Raw genomic sequence first — 15,025 nt, 5'->3', positions numbered from 1 at the left:
CTTGTTTATCGAGCGCCCGGTACAGATACATCCACTGACCTTAACTGATATAGGTCTCGTCCATCTCCATGACCGGCCAGTCCGGGTCTTACGTTTCTGGGCTCCGAAGCGATCTGAGAGGCATATTTGACAACCCAGCGGTTCAGCGTGGCATGATCGACATGCACGCCACGATCAGCCAGGATTTCTTCGAGATCGCGGTACGATACGGCGTAGCGCACGTAGAAAAAGACCGCATACAGGATCACGTCGTTCGGATAGTGACTACCCTTGAAGCTGATCATATTGTCCCGCAGTCTTTCTCAGAGTCGACTGACCGCTTAACGCCTCGCGTCATTGGACGGAAGAGAGCGAAAAGTTTGCGACAGAACCTCTTAAAGGGTATAAACGCAAAAAAACCCAACTATTTCATAACAACCTCAAGCAGCAAGTATGGATTTTACAGCCGTCAATAATATAAGTCTTCGCCAGTTCGAGTTTCTGCGAGCGGTGATCGAGGCTGGCAGTTTCAGTGCTGCGGCCCGACGGCTTTCTGTTTCTCAGCCGACCCTAAGCACTGCGATCCGCAGGATGGAAGATATGCTTGGTGTGACCTTGTTCACCTCCGTTTCCGGCAGACTTGTTCCCTCTCAAGTCGCTAGCAAAATTGCGTTCGAGAGTGAGGGGCTGGCCGATCATCTTGACACAATGCGCAGAAAGGTTCTGCGCATTGTTGATGGGAGCGACACGGTTTTTCGATTTGGCGCATCAGCGAGCCTGACCGGCAGCGTTGCCCCTCGGGTAATCAAGGCGCTGCGACAATCTCAACCCCAGATACAGGTCCACCTCGACATGCTTTATGTACGCAATGTGCCAGAGTATTTAGCGCGGGGGCCGGGCTCCTGCGTTCTGTCGATTTACCCAATGCCCGACCCGGTGATTGAAAACCGCAAGATACTCGACGGCTCTTTGGTTTGCATTATGCCCTATGGCCATCACCTTACGAAGAACAAGACAATCCGCGCCGAGGATCTATTTGAAGAGAAATTGATTTCATTTGACCCCAATGTCATTCACGGAAAATTGGTGGAGAGTTTTTTTCGTCCTCATGGCCGCATGCCTGATGTGCCATACCGCATTGAGCCAGCACATGCCGCCCTTGGTCTGGTGAGTGAAGGCCTTGGTGTGGCAATCGTCGATGAATTCACGGCCATGGCAGGGGATCTCAAGCGTATAGTCGTTCGGCCCCTTGAAGGGGCAACTACCGTCCCGGTCATGATCCTTTCCAATCCACTCCGAGGTGAAGCACAGTTTATTGATCTGTTTGAGGATTGTGTGCGAGCTGCCCTGAGGGACCGCCCACACAGCCCATAGGGTTGGGCTATAGAATTCTAAAAGACTTTTTATATCTGATTGAGATCATCCTCGCTAACATCAGCGCAATTAAGCGAGGAAAGTCACAATGAACACATCCGGCAGAACCGAAGACAAATTTCCCAAAATTGCACCCTACGACCTGGACTTCGAAAGTTTCCTTAAACTCAACCGGTGCCAGTGGAGCGTAGATCCGGATCAAGCGGCTCTGCTCATCTACGACATGCAAACATGGTACGTAGACCGCTACGAAGAACCCAATGGACTTCTGACCAACATAGAAGCTATCCGGGAGGTGGCTGAGCGCGCAGGCATGCCTGTGATCTTCGCGGCAGCCGATCCGGTCCAGCATGTTGCAGAGCGAGGGATAGCAGCGGATCTCTGGGGCCCCGGAATCGGGGTCGTAACCGATGCACGCTGCGAAGATGACGAGATGCATCCGCGCCTAACACCTAAGCCCGAAGACTTTATCATACGCAAGCGCAAGTATTCAGCCTTTTTCCAGACCGATCTCGAGGCGCTTCTTCGTCGACTGAATCGCTCTCAGATAGTTCTGACGGGCAACTACGCCAACCATGGGTGTACAGTCACGGCCATCGACGCCTACATGCGAAACTTCAAGGTGTTCTTTGTTGCCGATGCGCTTGGCGCATTCGATGCGGCCAGCCATGAACACGCGCTTCGCACGGTGACCGATATCTGTGGCTATGTCACGCTCACCGACCGTGTTGTTCCACAGATCATTAGCACAAAATAGTACTTACGTTTTAAGGGAGGAAACCATGTCACTAATCACCCGCCGCCAATCGCTTGCCCTACTCGGTGCAGTTTCGCTCAGTGGCCTCGCCGCTCCGGCGATCGCGCAGAGCCGAAAGATCAATGTCGGAGCCCTTCGCTTTACCAGTCACGCAGCTAGCTTCACCGCGCTCTACCGCGGATATTTCGAAGACGTCGGCCTTGATGTTAACCTTGTGTTCTTCGATGCCGCTCAACCAATGGCGATTGCAATTGCCTCAGGCGATGTTGATTTCGGAGTGACCGCTGTTTCCGGCGGCCTTATCTCGTTAGCCCAAAAGGGTGCCGTGAAGGTCTTTGGTGGCGCGGCAAAGGAAGAGCCTGGAACTTCAGGGCAGAAAATACTTGTCTCGAACGCAGCTTATGAATCCGGCGTGAGAACGCCCGCAGATCTGAACGGCAAACGCTTCGGCATCAGCCAGGCAGGGTCGTCTTTTCATTATATGGGGTCCAAAATTGCAGCGACCGAAGGGATCGATATGCAATATACGCCGTTGCAAAGTGTAGGCAATATCATCGGCTCGCTCAGGTCCGGTCAAATCGATGCTTGGGCCATCGTTCCGCACATTGCCTCACAGTTGACTGCTTCGGGCGCGGCACACGAGATCGCGAAGGTATCAGATTACCTGCCAGATTACCAACTGACGACCCTGTTTACATCACCACGGCTCATCTCGGAAGAGCGCGCTCTGGTAGAAGCTTTCCTTGCAGCTTTCAACCTTGGGGTCGACGACTTCAACGCCGCGCTTGTCGACAATACACTGGGTGACGATGGTCGAGATTCGATGGTCGAAATCATTCATCAGCACGTCTACAGTGATCAACCAATAAAACAAGCCACCGGGCCCATCATCGCTGGTTCGATGCGTCTGGCAAGCGGTTCTTGCCTTGGTGCTGCGTCGCTTCGCGACCAGCTTGACTGGTTCAGATCCGAGAATCTGATCGACCAAGACGTAACCTATGAGACAGTTATCGACGACAGCTTCGTCCCTCAATGCTGATCCGGGATTTTCTGACTGTTGTCGGCGCGCGCCGACAACAAAGAATAGGGAGTTCACCTTGAAACTTTCAATTGAAAACCTGACACACTGTTATGGCCAAACCGAAGTATTAAAAAACATTAGTTTCGTAGTTCCATCGCAACGTATTGTCTGCATCGTCGGGCCGTCCGGCTGCGGTAAGTCAACGCTTCTGCGCATGATCGGCGGACTAGAGAAACCAACGGAAGGTGCCGTCCTGCAGGTCGGCGAATTACCAGAGGGAAGCCTAAATCCGTTAACATTTGTGTTCCAAGATTTTGCTTTGCTGCCGTGGCGTAGTGTCGAGGGCAACATCAAACTGGTGTTGGAGGGGCACAATCTTCCTACCGCTCGGGTCGAAGAAATCGTGTGTGACGTTCTGGCCCGGACACGGCTTTCCGACTTCCGCAATGCCTTGCCACGTCAATTGTCGGGCGGAATGAAGCAGCGTGTCGCCATAGCCAGAGCTCTTGCAGTCAACCCCGCAGTTATGTTGATGGACGAACCTTTATCTGCACTGGACAGCCAGACCCGGGAACTTCTCATGGATGATTTAGTAGACCTCTGGCAACGAGAACCCTTTGGGGCAGTGTACGTCACCCACAACCTTGCGGAAGCGGTCAGACTTGGACATCTCGTTGTCGTTTTATCACGCCGCCCGGGGCGCATCCGCGAAATCGTGGAAATAGACATGCCGCTGGCAGATCGTGGGTTGGGAAATCAGGTTTTGGAGGAAAAGCAGAAATATCTGTGGGAGGCCATGCGCGAGGAAGCGCGCGCCGCAGACAAGGAACTGATCAATGGTTGAGATCAACGTCGACAATTATCCGAGGGCCACCGAGAGCGCCGCCCGTAAACCTGTGGCCTTTCGCGGGGGAGGGTTCGCACCGCAACCCGTCCGCTTTGTCGGGCTCTTAGTCTTCGTTGTCCTCTTGCTGTTCCTCGAATTAGGCACACGTACGGGTTTCGTCTCGAACTTAACGCTGCCACGGCCCTCCGACGTGTTGGTTACATTCGGGGAATTCGTCAAAAGTGGCGGCCTGTGGGAACACTTGATCCCCTCAGTGACCAGGTTTCTCGTGGGTTCGAGCATCGGTGTAACATTAGGTGTCACCTGTGGGATCATCATCGGGCTCTTCTCGGTTGCTCGGTCTGCGCTTGTGCCGTTAACTGCCGCCTTGTTCCCCATTCCAAAAATAGCCCTTCTACCGCTCTTCGTGATTTGGTTCGGGATTGGCGAAAGCTCTAAATACGCGCTTATTGCTTTCGGAACCTTCACACCCACGGTTATTGCAACCTACGGCGCGGTGGACAACGTTGATCGGACGTTGGTCCGGATGGCTCAGAGTTTCGGGCTTGACTGGTTCTCGATCGTTAGAAAGATAATCGTGCCCGGAGCGATGCCGGGAATTCTCTCAGGTCTCCGTATCAGCCTTGCAATCGCAATCATCCTTTTGGTTGCTGCTGAGATGCTTGGAGCTCAGCATGGTATTGGGGCATACGTGCTTCAGGCTGGCTCCTTGTATAACCTCGAACAGCTCTTTGTCGGCGTTGCCATACTTTCTCTGATGGGAGTTATCGTGAGTGCAACGATCGCCCGTATCGAACGGCGTCTCTTAGCGTGGCGTGGTTAATATCGTTGACCTTAACTTTAATAATAAAAAGAAATGGTCCTGTTCGAACCCTGATAGTTCAATATTGGGGCTGCTCTTGAGCAACGGCTGTAATCGGCGGAGCAATACTCGGCCACGGTAGCGGCGTCGTTGTGGTGTCGCGGGCGGCTTAAAAGTCGGCCACTTTGGCCCTTTCACTTGATGGGAGGGCTTGGGGATAGGTTCTGTCGCAAACTTTTCGCTCTCTTCCGTCCAATGACGCGAGGCGTTAAGCGGTCAGTCGACTCTGAGAGAGACTGCGGGACAATATGATCAGCTTCAAGGGCAGTCACTATCCGAACGACGTGATCCTGTATGCGGTCTTTTTCTACGTGCGCTACGCCGTATCGTACCGCGATCTCGAAGAAATCCTGGCTGATCGTGGCGTGCATGTCGATCATGCCACGCTGAACCGCTGGGTTGTCAAATATGCCTCTCAGATCGCTTCGGAGGCCCAGAAACGTAAGACCCGGACTGGCCGGTCATGGAGAATGGACGAGACCTATATCAAGGTTAAGGGTCAGTGGATGTATCTGTACCGGGCGCTCGATAAACAAGGCCAAACCCTTGATTTTATGCTCTCCGAGACCCGTGACGAGGCGGCAGCGACGCGTTTCTTTCGCCAGACCATCGTTAACAATGGCTGGCCCGACAAAGTGGTGATCGACAAAAGTGGCGCCAACAAAGCCGGACTCGACAACAAGAATATCGAGCTGATTCTGCACGGCTGGTACTGGCTGATCGAGGTGTTGCAGGTGAAGTACCTGAACAATCTGATCGAGCAGGACCATCGGTTCATCAAGAAGATCACCCGCCCGATGAAAGGCTTCAAATCCGTCGAGGCGGCTACGGCGACATTGGCCGGTATCGAGACCGCGCACATGATCCGCAAGGGCCAGCTTGGGACGACGAAGCTCTCCGCATTTCAGCAGTTCGCCGCACTCGCAGGATAAGTGTGTCTGGACAATGGGATAAACCCTACTCCCAGAAATATTTGCGACAGAACCGTGACAGCTGCTTCGGCTCCGTCATGCGGATCGCGATGTCGGCTTGTCGCTGCAAAAGATCCTCTACGAAGTTTGACAGGCTCAAGTCGATCTCGAGCGCCGGATGCGCGCGGCGGATGGTTGCCAGGATTGGGGGAAGGTACTCGGTCCCGACGACCTCGGTGGCGCTGATCCGAACTGTACCCGCGACTTCGCTGGTCCGCGATGCTGCCCGCTTGATGGCCGCCGAACTCGCCGTGAGGATGTCGACATGGGGCCGTATCCGTTCAGCCGCCTCGGTCGGGGACATACCGCGATGCGTGCGCAGGAACAGCTTTGATCCGAGGGCGGCTTCCAACAGATCAATATGCCGAGACACGCTGGGCTGTGTCATCCCCAGTAGACGACCTGCCCCAGAGAGCGAGCCGCTGTCGAGCACGGCAGCAAAGGTTCGGTACAGCGTCCAGTCGGGATCCGAGTTCATCGGTTTACGTATAGCTACCATACGTCTTTCCGCAATTATAAATTAGGCTAAGGAGGCTTATTTTTACCTCGGCATCCGGCAAACGAAGCGGAATCCGATCATTGACCTACGCCGAACCCTGTGGGCCCCGGCCGAGATATAAAAGGAACAAGAGATGAAGCTGTATCAAGTCGACTGGGCTCTCTACCCGCGCCGCATAGCGATTTACCTTGTGGAGAAGGGGATCGACAGCGTCGAACCGGTCAATTTCGATGTCATGAAAGTCTGGCCAGACCCCGTAGTGAAAGAGCTTAGTCCAATGGGCACTCTGCCGATACTCGACATCGGGACGGGCCAGATGATCAGGAGCTCGTCCGCGATTCTTGGCTATCTGGAAGACCGTTTCCCCACCCTGGACATGATCGGGCCAACACCGGAAGCCCGTGCAAGGACACGCGAGTTGATGGAAGTCGCAGACGACCTGAGCGCGCAACTCGTCCTCTGGGCAAAAGGTGCAAGCCCGCTTTTCACTCGAAATGGCGCACAAGACCTGAAGGCAGCGACGACAGCTGCCAATGCATATCATGACCGGCTGGCGTTGATGGAGCGATTGATAGGCGAAACGGACGGCCCTTATGCAGCAGGCCCCCAGATCACCATGGCGGACTGTGCGCTGATGGCGATTTTGCAGTTCGCCCAGCAGGTATATTCGGTGCCGATTCCCAGCTTCTGTCCACGGCTGCTCGCCTGGCACGAGGTATTCTCCAAGCGACCAAGTGCGGCGCTTCCGACCTACCCCAAGCCCGTGCTCGAATTGTCGCGCGGGCTACCGTCCATCTGTCCTCCAGCCACTGTTGCAAGCCCGTAGGTATAGGCGCGATAAGTATCCGCCTGAGCGGAACTCACCTCCACTGTTGTTTTAAGGCTCGAGCCCGACTTTAGCCGCACGCTTCACGAACGGCTGGCGTCGGACAGAAACTTGTGGTCACAATGTGCGGGCCAGAAACAGTCGTTTTTGGTAGCGTGGTCCAGAGTGCTGGGTGTCAAATTCGAAGCGTGAAAAAGTAGTCGTTCCGAGACTGCCCGTCGATCCGAATGCTGTCAGAAGGAGTTGCGACAAGCTCGAATCCCTGCCTTTAGTAAAAGGCGATTGCGCGTTGATTTTCCGTATCAACGAACAACTCTAATTGAGATGGCTCTGTCGCAAACTTTTGAGTTTCCAGATGGTCAAAGGTCCGGGGTAAGTGGACATAGGTTCTGTCGCAAATATTTCTGGGAGTAGGGTTTATCCCATTGTCCAGACACACTTATCCTGCGAGTGCGGCGAACTGCTGAAATGCGGAGAGCTTCGTCGTCCCAAGCTGGCCCTTGCGGATCATGTGCGCGGTCTCGATACCGGCCAATGTCGCCGTAGCCGCCTCGACGGATTTGAAGCCTTTCATCGGGCGGGTGATCTTCTTGATGAACCGATGGTCCTGCTCGATCAGATTGTTCAGGTACTTCACCTGCAACACCTCGATCAGCCAGTACCAGCCGTGCAGAATCAGCTCGATATTCATGTTGTCGAGCCCGGCTTTGTTGGTGCCACTTTTGTCGATCACCACTTTGTCGGGCCAGCCATTGTTAACGATGGTCTGGCGAAAGAAACGCGTCGCTGCCGCCTCGTCACGGGTCTCGGAGAGCATAAAATCAAGGGTTTGGCCTTGTTTATCGAGCGCCCGGTACAGATACATCCACTGACCCTTAACCTTGATATAGGTCTCGGCCAGTCCGGGTCTTACGTTTCTGGGCCTCCGAAGCGATCTGAGAGGCATATTTGACAACCCAGCGGTTCAGCGTGGCATGATCGACATGCACGCCACGATCAGCCAGGATTTCTTCGAGATCGCGGTACGATACGGCGTAGCGCACGTAGAAAAAGACCGCATACAGGATCACGTCGTTCGGATAGTGACTGCCCTTGAAGCTGATCATATTGTCCCGCAGTCTTTCTCAGAGTCGACTGACCGCTTAACGCCTCGCGTCATTGGACGGAAGAGAGCGAAAAGTTTGCGACAGAACCTTCTTTGGTGCTTTTTCGGACAACAGGACCAGCGCCATACGGTGTAGGTCGGCGTAGCCCGGCACGCGCTGCGGTGTGGCTGTGGTATAGCGCTCCACAGCAGCGGGATCAGAGAAGTGATCCATGACCATCACCCAAAGACCAACGCGCGGTGCACAGCTGTTCCAGCGGTGACGCCATCGCCCACGGCCCAGCTGACGCTGTGCGGCGCGCGGGCGATATCGCCTGCGGCGAAAAGACCGGGCACCGAGGTCATCTTGGTGTCATCCGTGTCGATCACCGGTCCCATCACCGTTTCGGTGATATTGGCACCCAGCTGGTTTGCCAGCGGGCTGGACAGGGACGATTGTGGTGCGATGTATAGGGCCTCAATCGCAACTTCCCGTCCGCCGTCCAGCGCGATCGATGACAGGTCGGTGCCGGACCCGTTGAGGGCGGCCACTATGTCGGCTTCGATCCGCACATGGCGTTGGTTCAAAGCGTCGAGATGCTCTTTGGCCAAGGTATGCCCGTTCAGAAACAGCGTGGTTGGGCCCCATTCGGTGATCAGTTGCGCCTGATGGATCGACATCTCGGTTCGGTAAAGCACGCCAAGCTGCCGGTCGCTGAATTCAAACCCGTGGCAATAGGGGCAGTGAAGCACGGAGTTACCCCATCGGTCGGAAAGGCCCGGGATTTCGGGCAGCGTGTCCTGCAGCCCAAAGGCAAGGATGAGCGTTGGTGCAGAGATGCGTTTGCCGTTGGCGAGATCAACTTTAAAGCCAGCGTCCAGTCTTTGCGCCGCCACGGCTTCGTCATGTGCAATTTCGACGGTGGGATATGAACCAAGCTGGTTGCGGGCATCGCCGAGAATATCCATCGGCCCACGTCCGTCCTGGCCGAGAAACCCATGTGAGGCTACGGAGAACCGGTTGCGCGGGCGCCCGGTATCGAGAACCAGAACGCGGCGACGGGCGCGTCCGAGATAGGTGGCGGCGGCCAAGCCGGCAAAGCCACCGCCGACGATGATAGTGTCATGTTTCATTTGGTGTTTCCTTCGTTAAAGTTGATGCTTTCGGGCCGCGGATGGCAACGAAAGCGAAAAGAAGGCCCATGACGACGACGCCAGCCCACATTGCCTGAACCCATCCAGAAACAAACGCATCTTTGGCGGTCTGACGGAGGATTTCAGCGTGAATGCCGCCTTCATTGGCCAGTTCTAGCGCGGTTGCGATGCCGCGCGCGGCAATCGTTGCAAGCTCGGGTGGAACCCCGGCCAGTTGCGGCATGATCGCGGCGCTGTAGCCGGTGCCGAACACTGCCTCCAAAAGTGCAACGCCAAGTGCTGTTCCGAACTCGTGCGTGACGTCATTCAACGCCGAAGCCACGCCCTGTTTGTTTGCGGGCAGGGAGGAGGTGATGGCCTTTGTCACGGGGGGCATGGACAGGCCCATGCCAACGCCCATCACGACCATCCCCGGCAGAACAGACAGACAACCGCCGGACGCGGACACCAACGGTGCAATCATCGCCCGCTGCCGCCCAGAAAAAAGCCAGTCGCAAGTGTAGCGCGCGGCCCGACACGTTTGGCCACCAACGGAGCCAGACCGGAAAACCCCATCATCAGAATGGCTATAGGCATCAATCCCAGGGTCGCAAGCAACCCCGACCAGCCAAGCACGGACTGAAAGAAGGGATAGAGCACGATGAACACGCCGGCCTGCGCGCCAAACCAGGTGAGCAGGGCCGCTGAGCCGCTCGACATGCTCCGTTGCCGAAAAAGCCGGATGTCCAGCAAGGGCGCGGTTTGGCGCAATTCCCAGGCGACAAAGGCGATGGACGCTCCGACACCCAGAAGCAGGCCCGCGATGGTGGTGGGCGTGGTCCAGCCATGGGTGGGGCCTTCGTGCAGGAAAGTGATCAGGCCGATGACCGCGATGACAGAAATCAGCGCGCCGCCGAGATCAAAGCGGTGTTCCGATGCCTCGCGCGAGTTCGGGACATTCCGCGATGACATCACATATGCCACGACGACAAGCAGAACCGGCAGAGCAAAGAGCCAGCGCCACGTCAGGACATCGACCAAAAGCGCGGACAGAAACATGCCCAGGAGACCACCGCCGCCGGCCACTCCGGTCCAGATGCCAACCGCCTTGGACCGTTGCTCATCCGGGAAGGCGGAGGTGATGACCGACAGGGTCACTGGCATGATCATGGCCGCGCCGACCCCGCTGAAAAAGCGCGCGCCGATCATAAACGCGGTGGTTGGTGCCAGACCAGAGGCGATATTGGCGGCGCCGAAGACCACCAGCCCGGCCAGCAGAACGGGTTTGCGTCCCCAACGGTCAACAACCGCGCCCAAGGGCAAGAGCAGCGCCGCAAGGGTGATCGCGTAGATGTTGATCATCCACAGTACCCGCTCCTGCGACGCATCCAGATCGCGCGCAAGGGGGAGGGGCTGCGCGACATTGAGCCCAGTGACGGTGGCAATCACCGCCATCAAGGCGATGCAGACCGCAACGAGAATGCGGCGTCGGTGTGCCGGGTCGTGAATGGTGGCTTGGCCGGCGGCCTGTGTGTCGAGAGTGTACATTGCGCCCCGGGTGACGTATCTTCAACTGATACAAATGAGAAGGTAAATCATGTATCAATTGAAGATACAAAATTGTCTGTTGTTGTCAATCCATAGATTTTGCCAGCCCTGCCGGGGGCAGATCACTGCCAAGGGGGGCCACCCATGAACAGGGACACCCGCCTGTCCGACGTGCTGCACGTGCTCTTGCATCTGAACCAAGTTGATGAGCCTGTCACCTCGGACCGCCTGGCCAAGAGCATGGGCACCAATCCGGCGGTTTTTCGCCGCACCATGGCAGGGTTGCGGAATGCCGGATATGTGCAGTCGGGCCGTGGACATGGGGGAGGGTGGTCACTGGTGCGGCCCTTGTCAGAAATCACCCTTCTGGACATCTACACCGCGCTTGGCCAACCGGCCTTGTTTGCCATCGGTATGCGCTCCAACAACACGGATTGCCTGGTTGAACGCAACGTCAACGCGGCGTTGAAGGACACGATGGCGCAGTCCGAAGCGCTGTTTCTCGAACGTTTCGGTGCCATCACGCTGGAGAGCCTGCTGCCCGCCGGATCGGTGCCACGGGCGGTGGTCTGCCCGAAAGTCGCGCCGGACTGATGGGGGGCAGGCCACCGGCCAATGAATGCCCCGCACCCAAGCCAGGCGTCACCACGGTGTGAGGCCATCCGGCTCGACAAAGCTTCCGGTGTCATCCCCGCCAAGCGCATAGCGCACCGGCAATACGGCCCCTTCCTGCGGGGTCATCTCGCCCATGCCCGTCCGGTCCGTCTTGACGAAACCGGGGCTAACCGAGTTGACCTTGATCCCGCTCTCGCGCAGTTCTTCGGCCAATTGGACAGTCAGCATGTTCAGCGCGGCTTTGGACGCGTTATAGCCAATGTAGCGGGCGGCAAAATAGGGGGGGTTCTGTCGCAAACTTTTCGCTCTCTTCCGTCCAATGACGCGAGGCGTTAAGCGGTCAGTCGACTCTGAGAAAGACGGCGGGACAATATGATCAGCTTCAAGGGCAGTCACTATCCGAACGACGTGATCCTGTATGCGGTCTTTTTCTACGTGCGCTACGCCGGGTTCTGTCGCAAATATTTCTGGGAGTAGGGTTTATCCCATTGCCCAGACACACTTATCCTGCGAGTGCGGCGAACTGCTGAAATGCGGAGAGCTTCGTCGTCCCAAGCTGGCCCTTGCGGATCATGTGCGCGGTCTCGATACCGGCCAATGTCGCCGTAGCCGCCTCGACGGATTTGAAGCCTTTCATCGGGCGGGTGATCTTCTTGATGAACCGATGGTCCTGCTCGATCAGATTGTTCAGGTACTTCACCTGCAACACCTCGATCAGCCAGTACCAGCCGTGCAGAATCAGCTCGATATTCTTGTTGTCGAGTCCGGCTTTGTTGGCGCCACTTTTGTCGATCACCACTTTGTCGGGCCAGCCATTGTTAACGATGGTCTGGCGAAAGAAACGCGTCGCTGCCGCCTCGTCACGGGTCTCGGAGAGCATAAAATCAAGGGTTTGGCCTTGTTTATCGAGCGCCCGGTACAGATACATCCACTGACCCTTAACCTTGATATAGGTCTCGTCCATTCTCCATGACCGGCCAGTCCGGGTCTTACGTTTCTGGGCCTCCGAAGCGATCTGAGAGGCATATTTGACAACCCAGCGGTTCAGCGTGGCATGATCGACATGCACGCCACGATCAGCCAGGATTTCTTCGAGATCGCGGTACGATACGGCGTAGCGCACGTAGAAAAAGACCGCATACAGGATCACGTCGTTCGGATAGTGACTGCCCTTGAAGCTGATCATATTGTCCCGCAGTCTCTCTCAGAGTCGACTGACCGCTTAACGCCTCGCGTCATTGGACGGAAGAGAGCGAAAAGTTTGCGACAGAACCGGGTGTGAGTGCTTTGAAACTATGATCCTAGTCTCTTTTGTTGGGTTCTGTCATCAGATCTGCCGAACAAGTGTGAGACGGCTAAGGGGCTGGAACCAGAGTAAACTGAAAAGTATAATTTAGCCTATAGCATCTTAAAAATCAGAAACCATCTGTTTAAGCACTGCCACAAAACTTTCGACAAAACGCCCCCTTGGTTTGCCTTTTGGATAAATCAAGACGGCCTCATGTTTTGGGCCAGAATCGAATGGTTTAACTACTATTCCACTTTCACCACAAGTATGTGCAATGTAAGGGTTGACGATGGCAATCCCCACACCTTTTGCAACAAGCGAACAGGTAATTGCGCTGTAGGACGTTTCAACAACAAAATTGACATCAACACCTTCGTTGAATAAAATTTGCTCCATTTCATACCGAAGAGGTTCACCTTCCGGAAAGGATATAAATCTCTCTCCGGCAAGATCACTTAAGGTCAGGTTTTCCTTGTTGCACAACTTGTGTGTATCAGGAAGTATACAGACCGCGTTAGAGGAATATAAGAGTTCTCCGTCCACGCCGTCGTTTGCGCTTCTGCGCGATACGATTGCAAGATCGCAAGAATGCTCCCTTACCCATCGAGCAAGAACATCTGTGTGGGCGCTTTGGATTGAAATGGTTACTTTAGGGTAGGATTGCGTGAAAATACGGATGGCTTCGGGAATCATTGTCAGCGAGTGAGACTGAATTGCGCCGATGCGCAAGACCCCACTGCCCGAACGATGGATGCGCCTAGCTTCTTCAGTCAGCCGACGCAAACCAATGAAACTTCGTTTTACTTCCTCATGTAGCGCGAACGCATCGGACGTCGGCACAAGCTTACCTGGCAATCGGTCAAACAATTTGAGGCCCGTCGCTCGCTCCAGTGCCGATACTGACCGGCTGATATTGGGCTGTGCCGTGTGAAGTGCTTTCGCTGCAGCTGTCATTGACCCGGAAATCATAACTGCATGAAACGCCTCGAAATAACTTAACTTAACCATGGGAAGTATGCCTGCCTTTTTCTGAATATTGATCCTGACAGCTTTCTAGTTCTTAGAGTTGCCACGACTACGGGGTATATCACAAATGCATGACCCCTATGCAAATGAATATTTGCCTTTGCTGTTTTGACTGACCTAATCTGCTGGAGCACAAGATTTACATGCGCTCAGATACGTTGGGCGATCAGTCAACAGGGGAAGAATTCTATGATGAAATTCAGTACATCGCTATGTTCAGGTGCAGTTGCTCTAGCATCTGCCGCTTCAGCTCAGGATACCATGTTCGTCGCAGGCTATGGGGGCGGATTTCAGTCATTCATGGAAGAGCAAGTCCTTCCTCCCTTCGAAAAAGCCAATAACGTCAAGATCACTTATGTAGCCGGACGGTCTTCGGAGACTGTAGCTAAACTTCAAGCCCAGCAAGGCAATCAGGAGATGAACGTCGTCATCGTGGATGACGGTCCAATGTTCCAAGCCGTGCAGTTTGGATACTGCGCCCCTGTCGAAGATGCTCCAGTATATGCTGACATCCACGATTTTGCTAAACCCGAGATTTACGACGGCAAAGCGATTGGCATCGGTCTCGTCGCGACAGGCATTACCTACAATGCCGAAACATTTGAGGCAAACGGATGGGACGTACCAACATCTTGGAATGACCTGACAGATCCGAAGTTCGTCCAGCGCTTCGCCGCATCACCTATCGGTGGAACTTACGGCCTTCATACTCTGGTCATGTTCGCCCGAATGAACGGAGGGAGTGAAACCGATATCCAGCCAGGTTTCGAGGCGATCAAAGCAAAACTCGTACCAAACGTCCTAAGCTGGACGTCGTCTAACGACCAGCTCGCACAAATGTTTCAAAATAAAGACATTGATATCGCCGTTTGGGGTAGCGCCCGCGCGGCTGACCTGCAGAAGTCTGGCGTCCCTGTCGAATTTGTCTACCCCGAAGAAGGCGCTCCGACACTTGCAGTCACGGCATGTGCAGTCGTTGACAACTCTCTTCCTGAGCAGTCGCAGGCGCTCCTTCAGTATCTCGTGTCTGACAAAGTTCAGGTCATGCTTGCCAGCTACGGTTACGGGCCGACCAACAGCATGACGAAAGTCGACGATGATGTTGCGGCGCATCTGCCCTATGGCAAGGAAAAGTTGCAAAGCTCCTGAATGTTGACTGGAACGTCATCAACCAACAGCGAGCCGACTGGACCA

General features: G+C 55.1%; 16 protein-coding genes and 3 pseudogenes. 10 read left to right on the top strand and 9 right to left on the bottom strand.

What is annotated here, in order from left to right; all coding sequences use genetic code 11:
• Positions 1 to 284: pseudogene (locus RGAI101_RS21755) on the bottom strand (IS6 family transposase); the annotation flags it as partial.
• 148 nt (positions 285 to 432) lie between these two features.
• On the opposite strand from RGAI101_RS21755, the gene RGAI101_RS20690 reads away from it, so the two are divergent.
• The 6 genes from RGAI101_RS20690 to RGAI101_RS20665 all read left to right on the top strand — a co-directional run bounded on the left by RGAI101_RS20690 (position 433) and on the right by RGAI101_RS20665 (position 5,772).
• The gene (locus RGAI101_RS20690) at positions 433 to 1,353 is read left to right on the top strand and encodes a LysR family transcriptional regulator (protein WP_008230305.1); all 921 of its coding nucleotides are present in this window, start codon (positions 433 to 435) and stop codon (positions 1,351 to 1,353) included.
• A gap of 88 nt (positions 1,354 to 1,441) precedes the next feature.
• Entirely contained in the window at positions 1,442 to 2,110 is a 669-nt protein-coding gene (locus RGAI101_RS20685; protein ID WP_037230554.1) for an isochorismatase family protein, read from the top strand.
• A 25-nt stretch (positions 2,111 to 2,135) separates the two neighbouring features.
• Complete coding sequence (locus RGAI101_RS20680) at positions 2,136 to 3,149, top strand: ABC transporter substrate-binding protein (protein WP_037230551.1); 1,014 nt, start codon at positions 2,136 to 2,138, stop codon at positions 3,147 to 3,149.
• Between the two features lie 58 nt (positions 3,150 to 3,207).
• Entirely contained in the window at positions 3,208 to 3,975 is a 768-nt protein-coding gene (locus RGAI101_RS20675) for an ABC transporter ATP-binding protein (RefSeq protein ID WP_037230549.1), read from the top strand.
• Positions 3,968 to 4,801 (top strand): ABC transporter permease, encoded by an 834-nt coding sequence (locus RGAI101_RS20670; RefSeq protein WP_050763283.1) that lies wholly within the window; start codon positions 3,968 to 3,970, stop codon positions 4,799 to 4,801. Before RGAI101_RS20675 ends, RGAI101_RS20670 begins: the two co-directional genes overlap by 8 nt.
• 287 nt (positions 4,802 to 5,088) lie before the next feature.
• Complete coding sequence (locus RGAI101_RS20665) at positions 5,089 to 5,772, top strand: IS6 family transposase (RefSeq protein WP_008230195.1); 684 nt, start codon at positions 5,089 to 5,091, stop codon at positions 5,770 to 5,772.
• 25 nt (positions 5,773 to 5,797) lie between these two features.
• Here RGAI101_RS20665 and RGAI101_RS20660 read toward each other — a convergent pair whose 3' ends face one another.
• A complete protein-coding gene (locus tag RGAI101_RS20660) occupies positions 5,798 to 6,310 on the bottom strand; it encodes a LysR family transcriptional regulator (RefSeq protein WP_254655329.1) in 513 nt (170 codons plus the stop codon).
• Positions 6,311 to 6,443: 133 nt separating this feature from the next.
• On the opposite strand from RGAI101_RS20660, the gene RGAI101_RS20655 reads away from it, so the two are divergent.
• Entirely contained in the window at positions 6,444 to 7,136 is a 693-nt protein-coding gene (locus RGAI101_RS20655) for a glutathione S-transferase family protein (RefSeq protein ID WP_008230185.1), read from the top strand.
• A gap of 439 nt (positions 7,137 to 7,575) precedes the next feature.
• Here the strand turns inward: RGAI101_RS20655 and RGAI101_RS20650 are convergent.
• From RGAI101_RS20650 to RGAI101_RS22225, 4 genes and pseudogenes are all read right to left on the bottom strand, one after another.
• Positions 7,576 to 8,242: pseudogene (locus RGAI101_RS20650) on the bottom strand (IS6 family transposase).
• Positions 8,243 to 8,460: 218 nt separating this feature from the next.
• Entirely contained in the window at positions 8,461 to 9,354 is an 894-nt protein-coding gene (locus RGAI101_RS20645) for an NAD(P)/FAD-dependent oxidoreductase (RefSeq protein ID WP_008230201.1), read from the bottom strand.
• Positions 9,344 to 9,763: a hypothetical protein gene (locus tag RGAI101_RS22230; RefSeq protein ID WP_198133760.1), complete on the bottom strand. Its 420-nt coding sequence runs from the start codon at positions 9,761 to 9,763 to the stop codon at positions 9,344 to 9,346. Before RGAI101_RS22230 ends, RGAI101_RS20645 begins: the two co-directional genes overlap by 11 nt.
• A 71-nt stretch (positions 9,764 to 9,834) precedes the next feature.
• Positions 9,835 to 10,902, bottom strand: a complete 1,068-nt coding sequence (locus RGAI101_RS22225) for an MFS transporter (RefSeq protein WP_008230245.1) — start codon at positions 10,900 to 10,902, stop codon at positions 9,835 to 9,837.
• A 144-nt stretch (positions 10,903 to 11,046) separates the two neighbouring features.
• On the opposite strand from RGAI101_RS22225, the gene RGAI101_RS20635 reads away from it, so the two are divergent.
• Positions 11,047 to 11,496: an Rrf2 family transcriptional regulator gene (locus RGAI101_RS20635; protein ID WP_008230235.1), complete on the top strand. Its 450-nt coding sequence runs from the start codon at positions 11,047 to 11,049 to the stop codon at positions 11,494 to 11,496.
• 48 nt (positions 11,497 to 11,544) lie between these two features.
• Here the strand turns inward: RGAI101_RS20635 and RGAI101_RS20630 are convergent, their stop codons facing one another.
• Positions 11,545 to 11,814 carry an SDR family NAD(P)-dependent oxidoreductase gene (locus tag RGAI101_RS20630; protein ID WP_008230173.1) on the bottom strand — a complete coding sequence of 90 codons (270 nt, stop codon included), beginning with the start codon at positions 11,812 to 11,814 and terminating at the stop codon, positions 11,545 to 11,547.
• Positions 11,815 to 11,889: 75 nt separating this feature from the next.
• On the opposite strand from RGAI101_RS20630, the pseudogene RGAI101_RS22035 reads away from it, so the two are divergent.
• Positions 11,890 to 11,964, top strand: a pseudogene (locus tag RGAI101_RS22035) (IS6 family transposase); the annotation flags it as partial.
• 55 nt (positions 11,965 to 12,019) lie between these two features.
• Here the strand turns inward: RGAI101_RS22035 and RGAI101_RS20625 are convergent.
• Both RGAI101_RS20625 and RGAI101_RS20620 read right to left on the bottom strand, forming a co-directional pair.
• Positions 12,020 to 12,703 carry an IS6 family transposase gene (locus RGAI101_RS20625; RefSeq protein WP_008230195.1) on the bottom strand — a complete coding sequence of 228 codons (684 nt, stop codon included), beginning with the start codon at positions 12,701 to 12,703 and terminating at the stop codon, positions 12,020 to 12,022.
• A 222-nt stretch (positions 12,704 to 12,925) separates the two neighbouring features.
• Complete coding sequence (locus RGAI101_RS20620) at positions 12,926 to 13,813, bottom strand: LysR substrate-binding domain-containing protein (protein WP_037230545.1); 888 nt, start codon at positions 13,811 to 13,813, stop codon at positions 12,926 to 12,928.
• Between the two features lie 210 nt (positions 13,814 to 14,023).
• Between RGAI101_RS20620 and RGAI101_RS20615 the strand changes: the two genes are divergently transcribed.
• A complete protein-coding gene (locus tag RGAI101_RS20615; RefSeq protein WP_198133759.1) occupies positions 14,024 to 14,980 on the top strand; it encodes an ABC transporter substrate-binding protein in 957 nt (318 codons plus the stop codon).
• Positions 14,981 to 15,025: the final 45 nt, after the last annotated feature.

Origin of the sequence: Roseobacter sp. GAI101, assembly GCF_000156335.1 — a bacterium.
GTDB lineage: Bacteria > Pseudomonadota > Alphaproteobacteria > Rhodobacterales > Rhodobacteraceae > Sulfitobacter.
The sequence above is the reverse complement of the archived record's forward strand: the minus strand, read 5'-3'. Positions and strand labels throughout refer to the sequence as shown.

Excerpts from the sequence above, each read along its gene's own strand:
- RGAI101_RS20680 (WP_037230551.1), top strand. The coding sequence starts at position 2,136 with ATGTCACTAATCACCCGCCGCCAATCGCTTGCCCTACTCGGTGCAGTT.
- RGAI101_RS22225 (WP_008230245.1), bottom strand. The coding sequence starts at position 10,902 with ATGTACACTCTCGACACACAGGCCGCCGGCCAAGCCACCATTCACGAC.
- RGAI101_RS20620 (WP_037230545.1), bottom strand. The coding sequence starts at position 13,813 with ATGGTTAAGTTAAGTTATTTCGAGGCGTTTCATGCAGTTATGATTTCC.
- RGAI101_RS20635 (WP_008230235.1), top strand. The coding sequence starts at position 11,047 with ATGAACAGGGACACCCGCCTGTCCGACGTGCTGCACGTGCTCTTGCAT.
- RGAI101_RS20660 (WP_254655329.1), bottom strand. The coding sequence starts at position 6,310 with ATGGTAGCTATACGTAAACCGATGAACTCGGATCCCGACTGGACGCTG.
- RGAI101_RS20615 (WP_198133759.1), top strand. The coding sequence starts at position 14,024 with ATGAAATTCAGTACATCGCTATGTTCAGGTGCAGTTGCTCTAGCATCT.
- RGAI101_RS20655 (WP_008230185.1), top strand. The coding sequence starts at position 6,444 with ATGAAGCTGTATCAAGTCGACTGGGCTCTCTACCCGCGCCGCATAGCG.
- RGAI101_RS20690 (WP_008230305.1), top strand. The coding sequence starts at position 433 with ATGGATTTTACAGCCGTCAATAATATAAGTCTTCGCCAGTTCGAGTTT.
- RGAI101_RS20665 (WP_008230195.1), top strand. The coding sequence starts at position 5,089 with ATGATCAGCTTCAAGGGCAGTCACTATCCGAACGACGTGATCCTGTAT.
- RGAI101_RS20685 (WP_037230554.1), top strand. The coding sequence starts at position 1,442 with ATGAACACATCCGGCAGAACCGAAGACAAATTTCCCAAAATTGCACCC.
- RGAI101_RS20645 (WP_008230201.1), bottom strand. The coding sequence starts at position 9,354 with ATGAAACATGACACTATCATCGTCGGCGGTGGCTTTGCCGGCTTGGCC.
- RGAI101_RS20625 (WP_008230195.1), bottom strand. The coding sequence starts at position 12,703 with ATGATCAGCTTCAAGGGCAGTCACTATCCGAACGACGTGATCCTGTAT.
- RGAI101_RS22230 (WP_198133760.1), bottom strand. The coding sequence starts at position 9,763 with ATGGGCCTGTCCATGCCCCCCGTGACAAAGGCCATCACCTCCTCCCTG.
- RGAI101_RS20670 (WP_050763283.1), top strand. The coding sequence starts at position 3,968 with ATGGTTGAGATCAACGTCGACAATTATCCGAGGGCCACCGAGAGCGCC.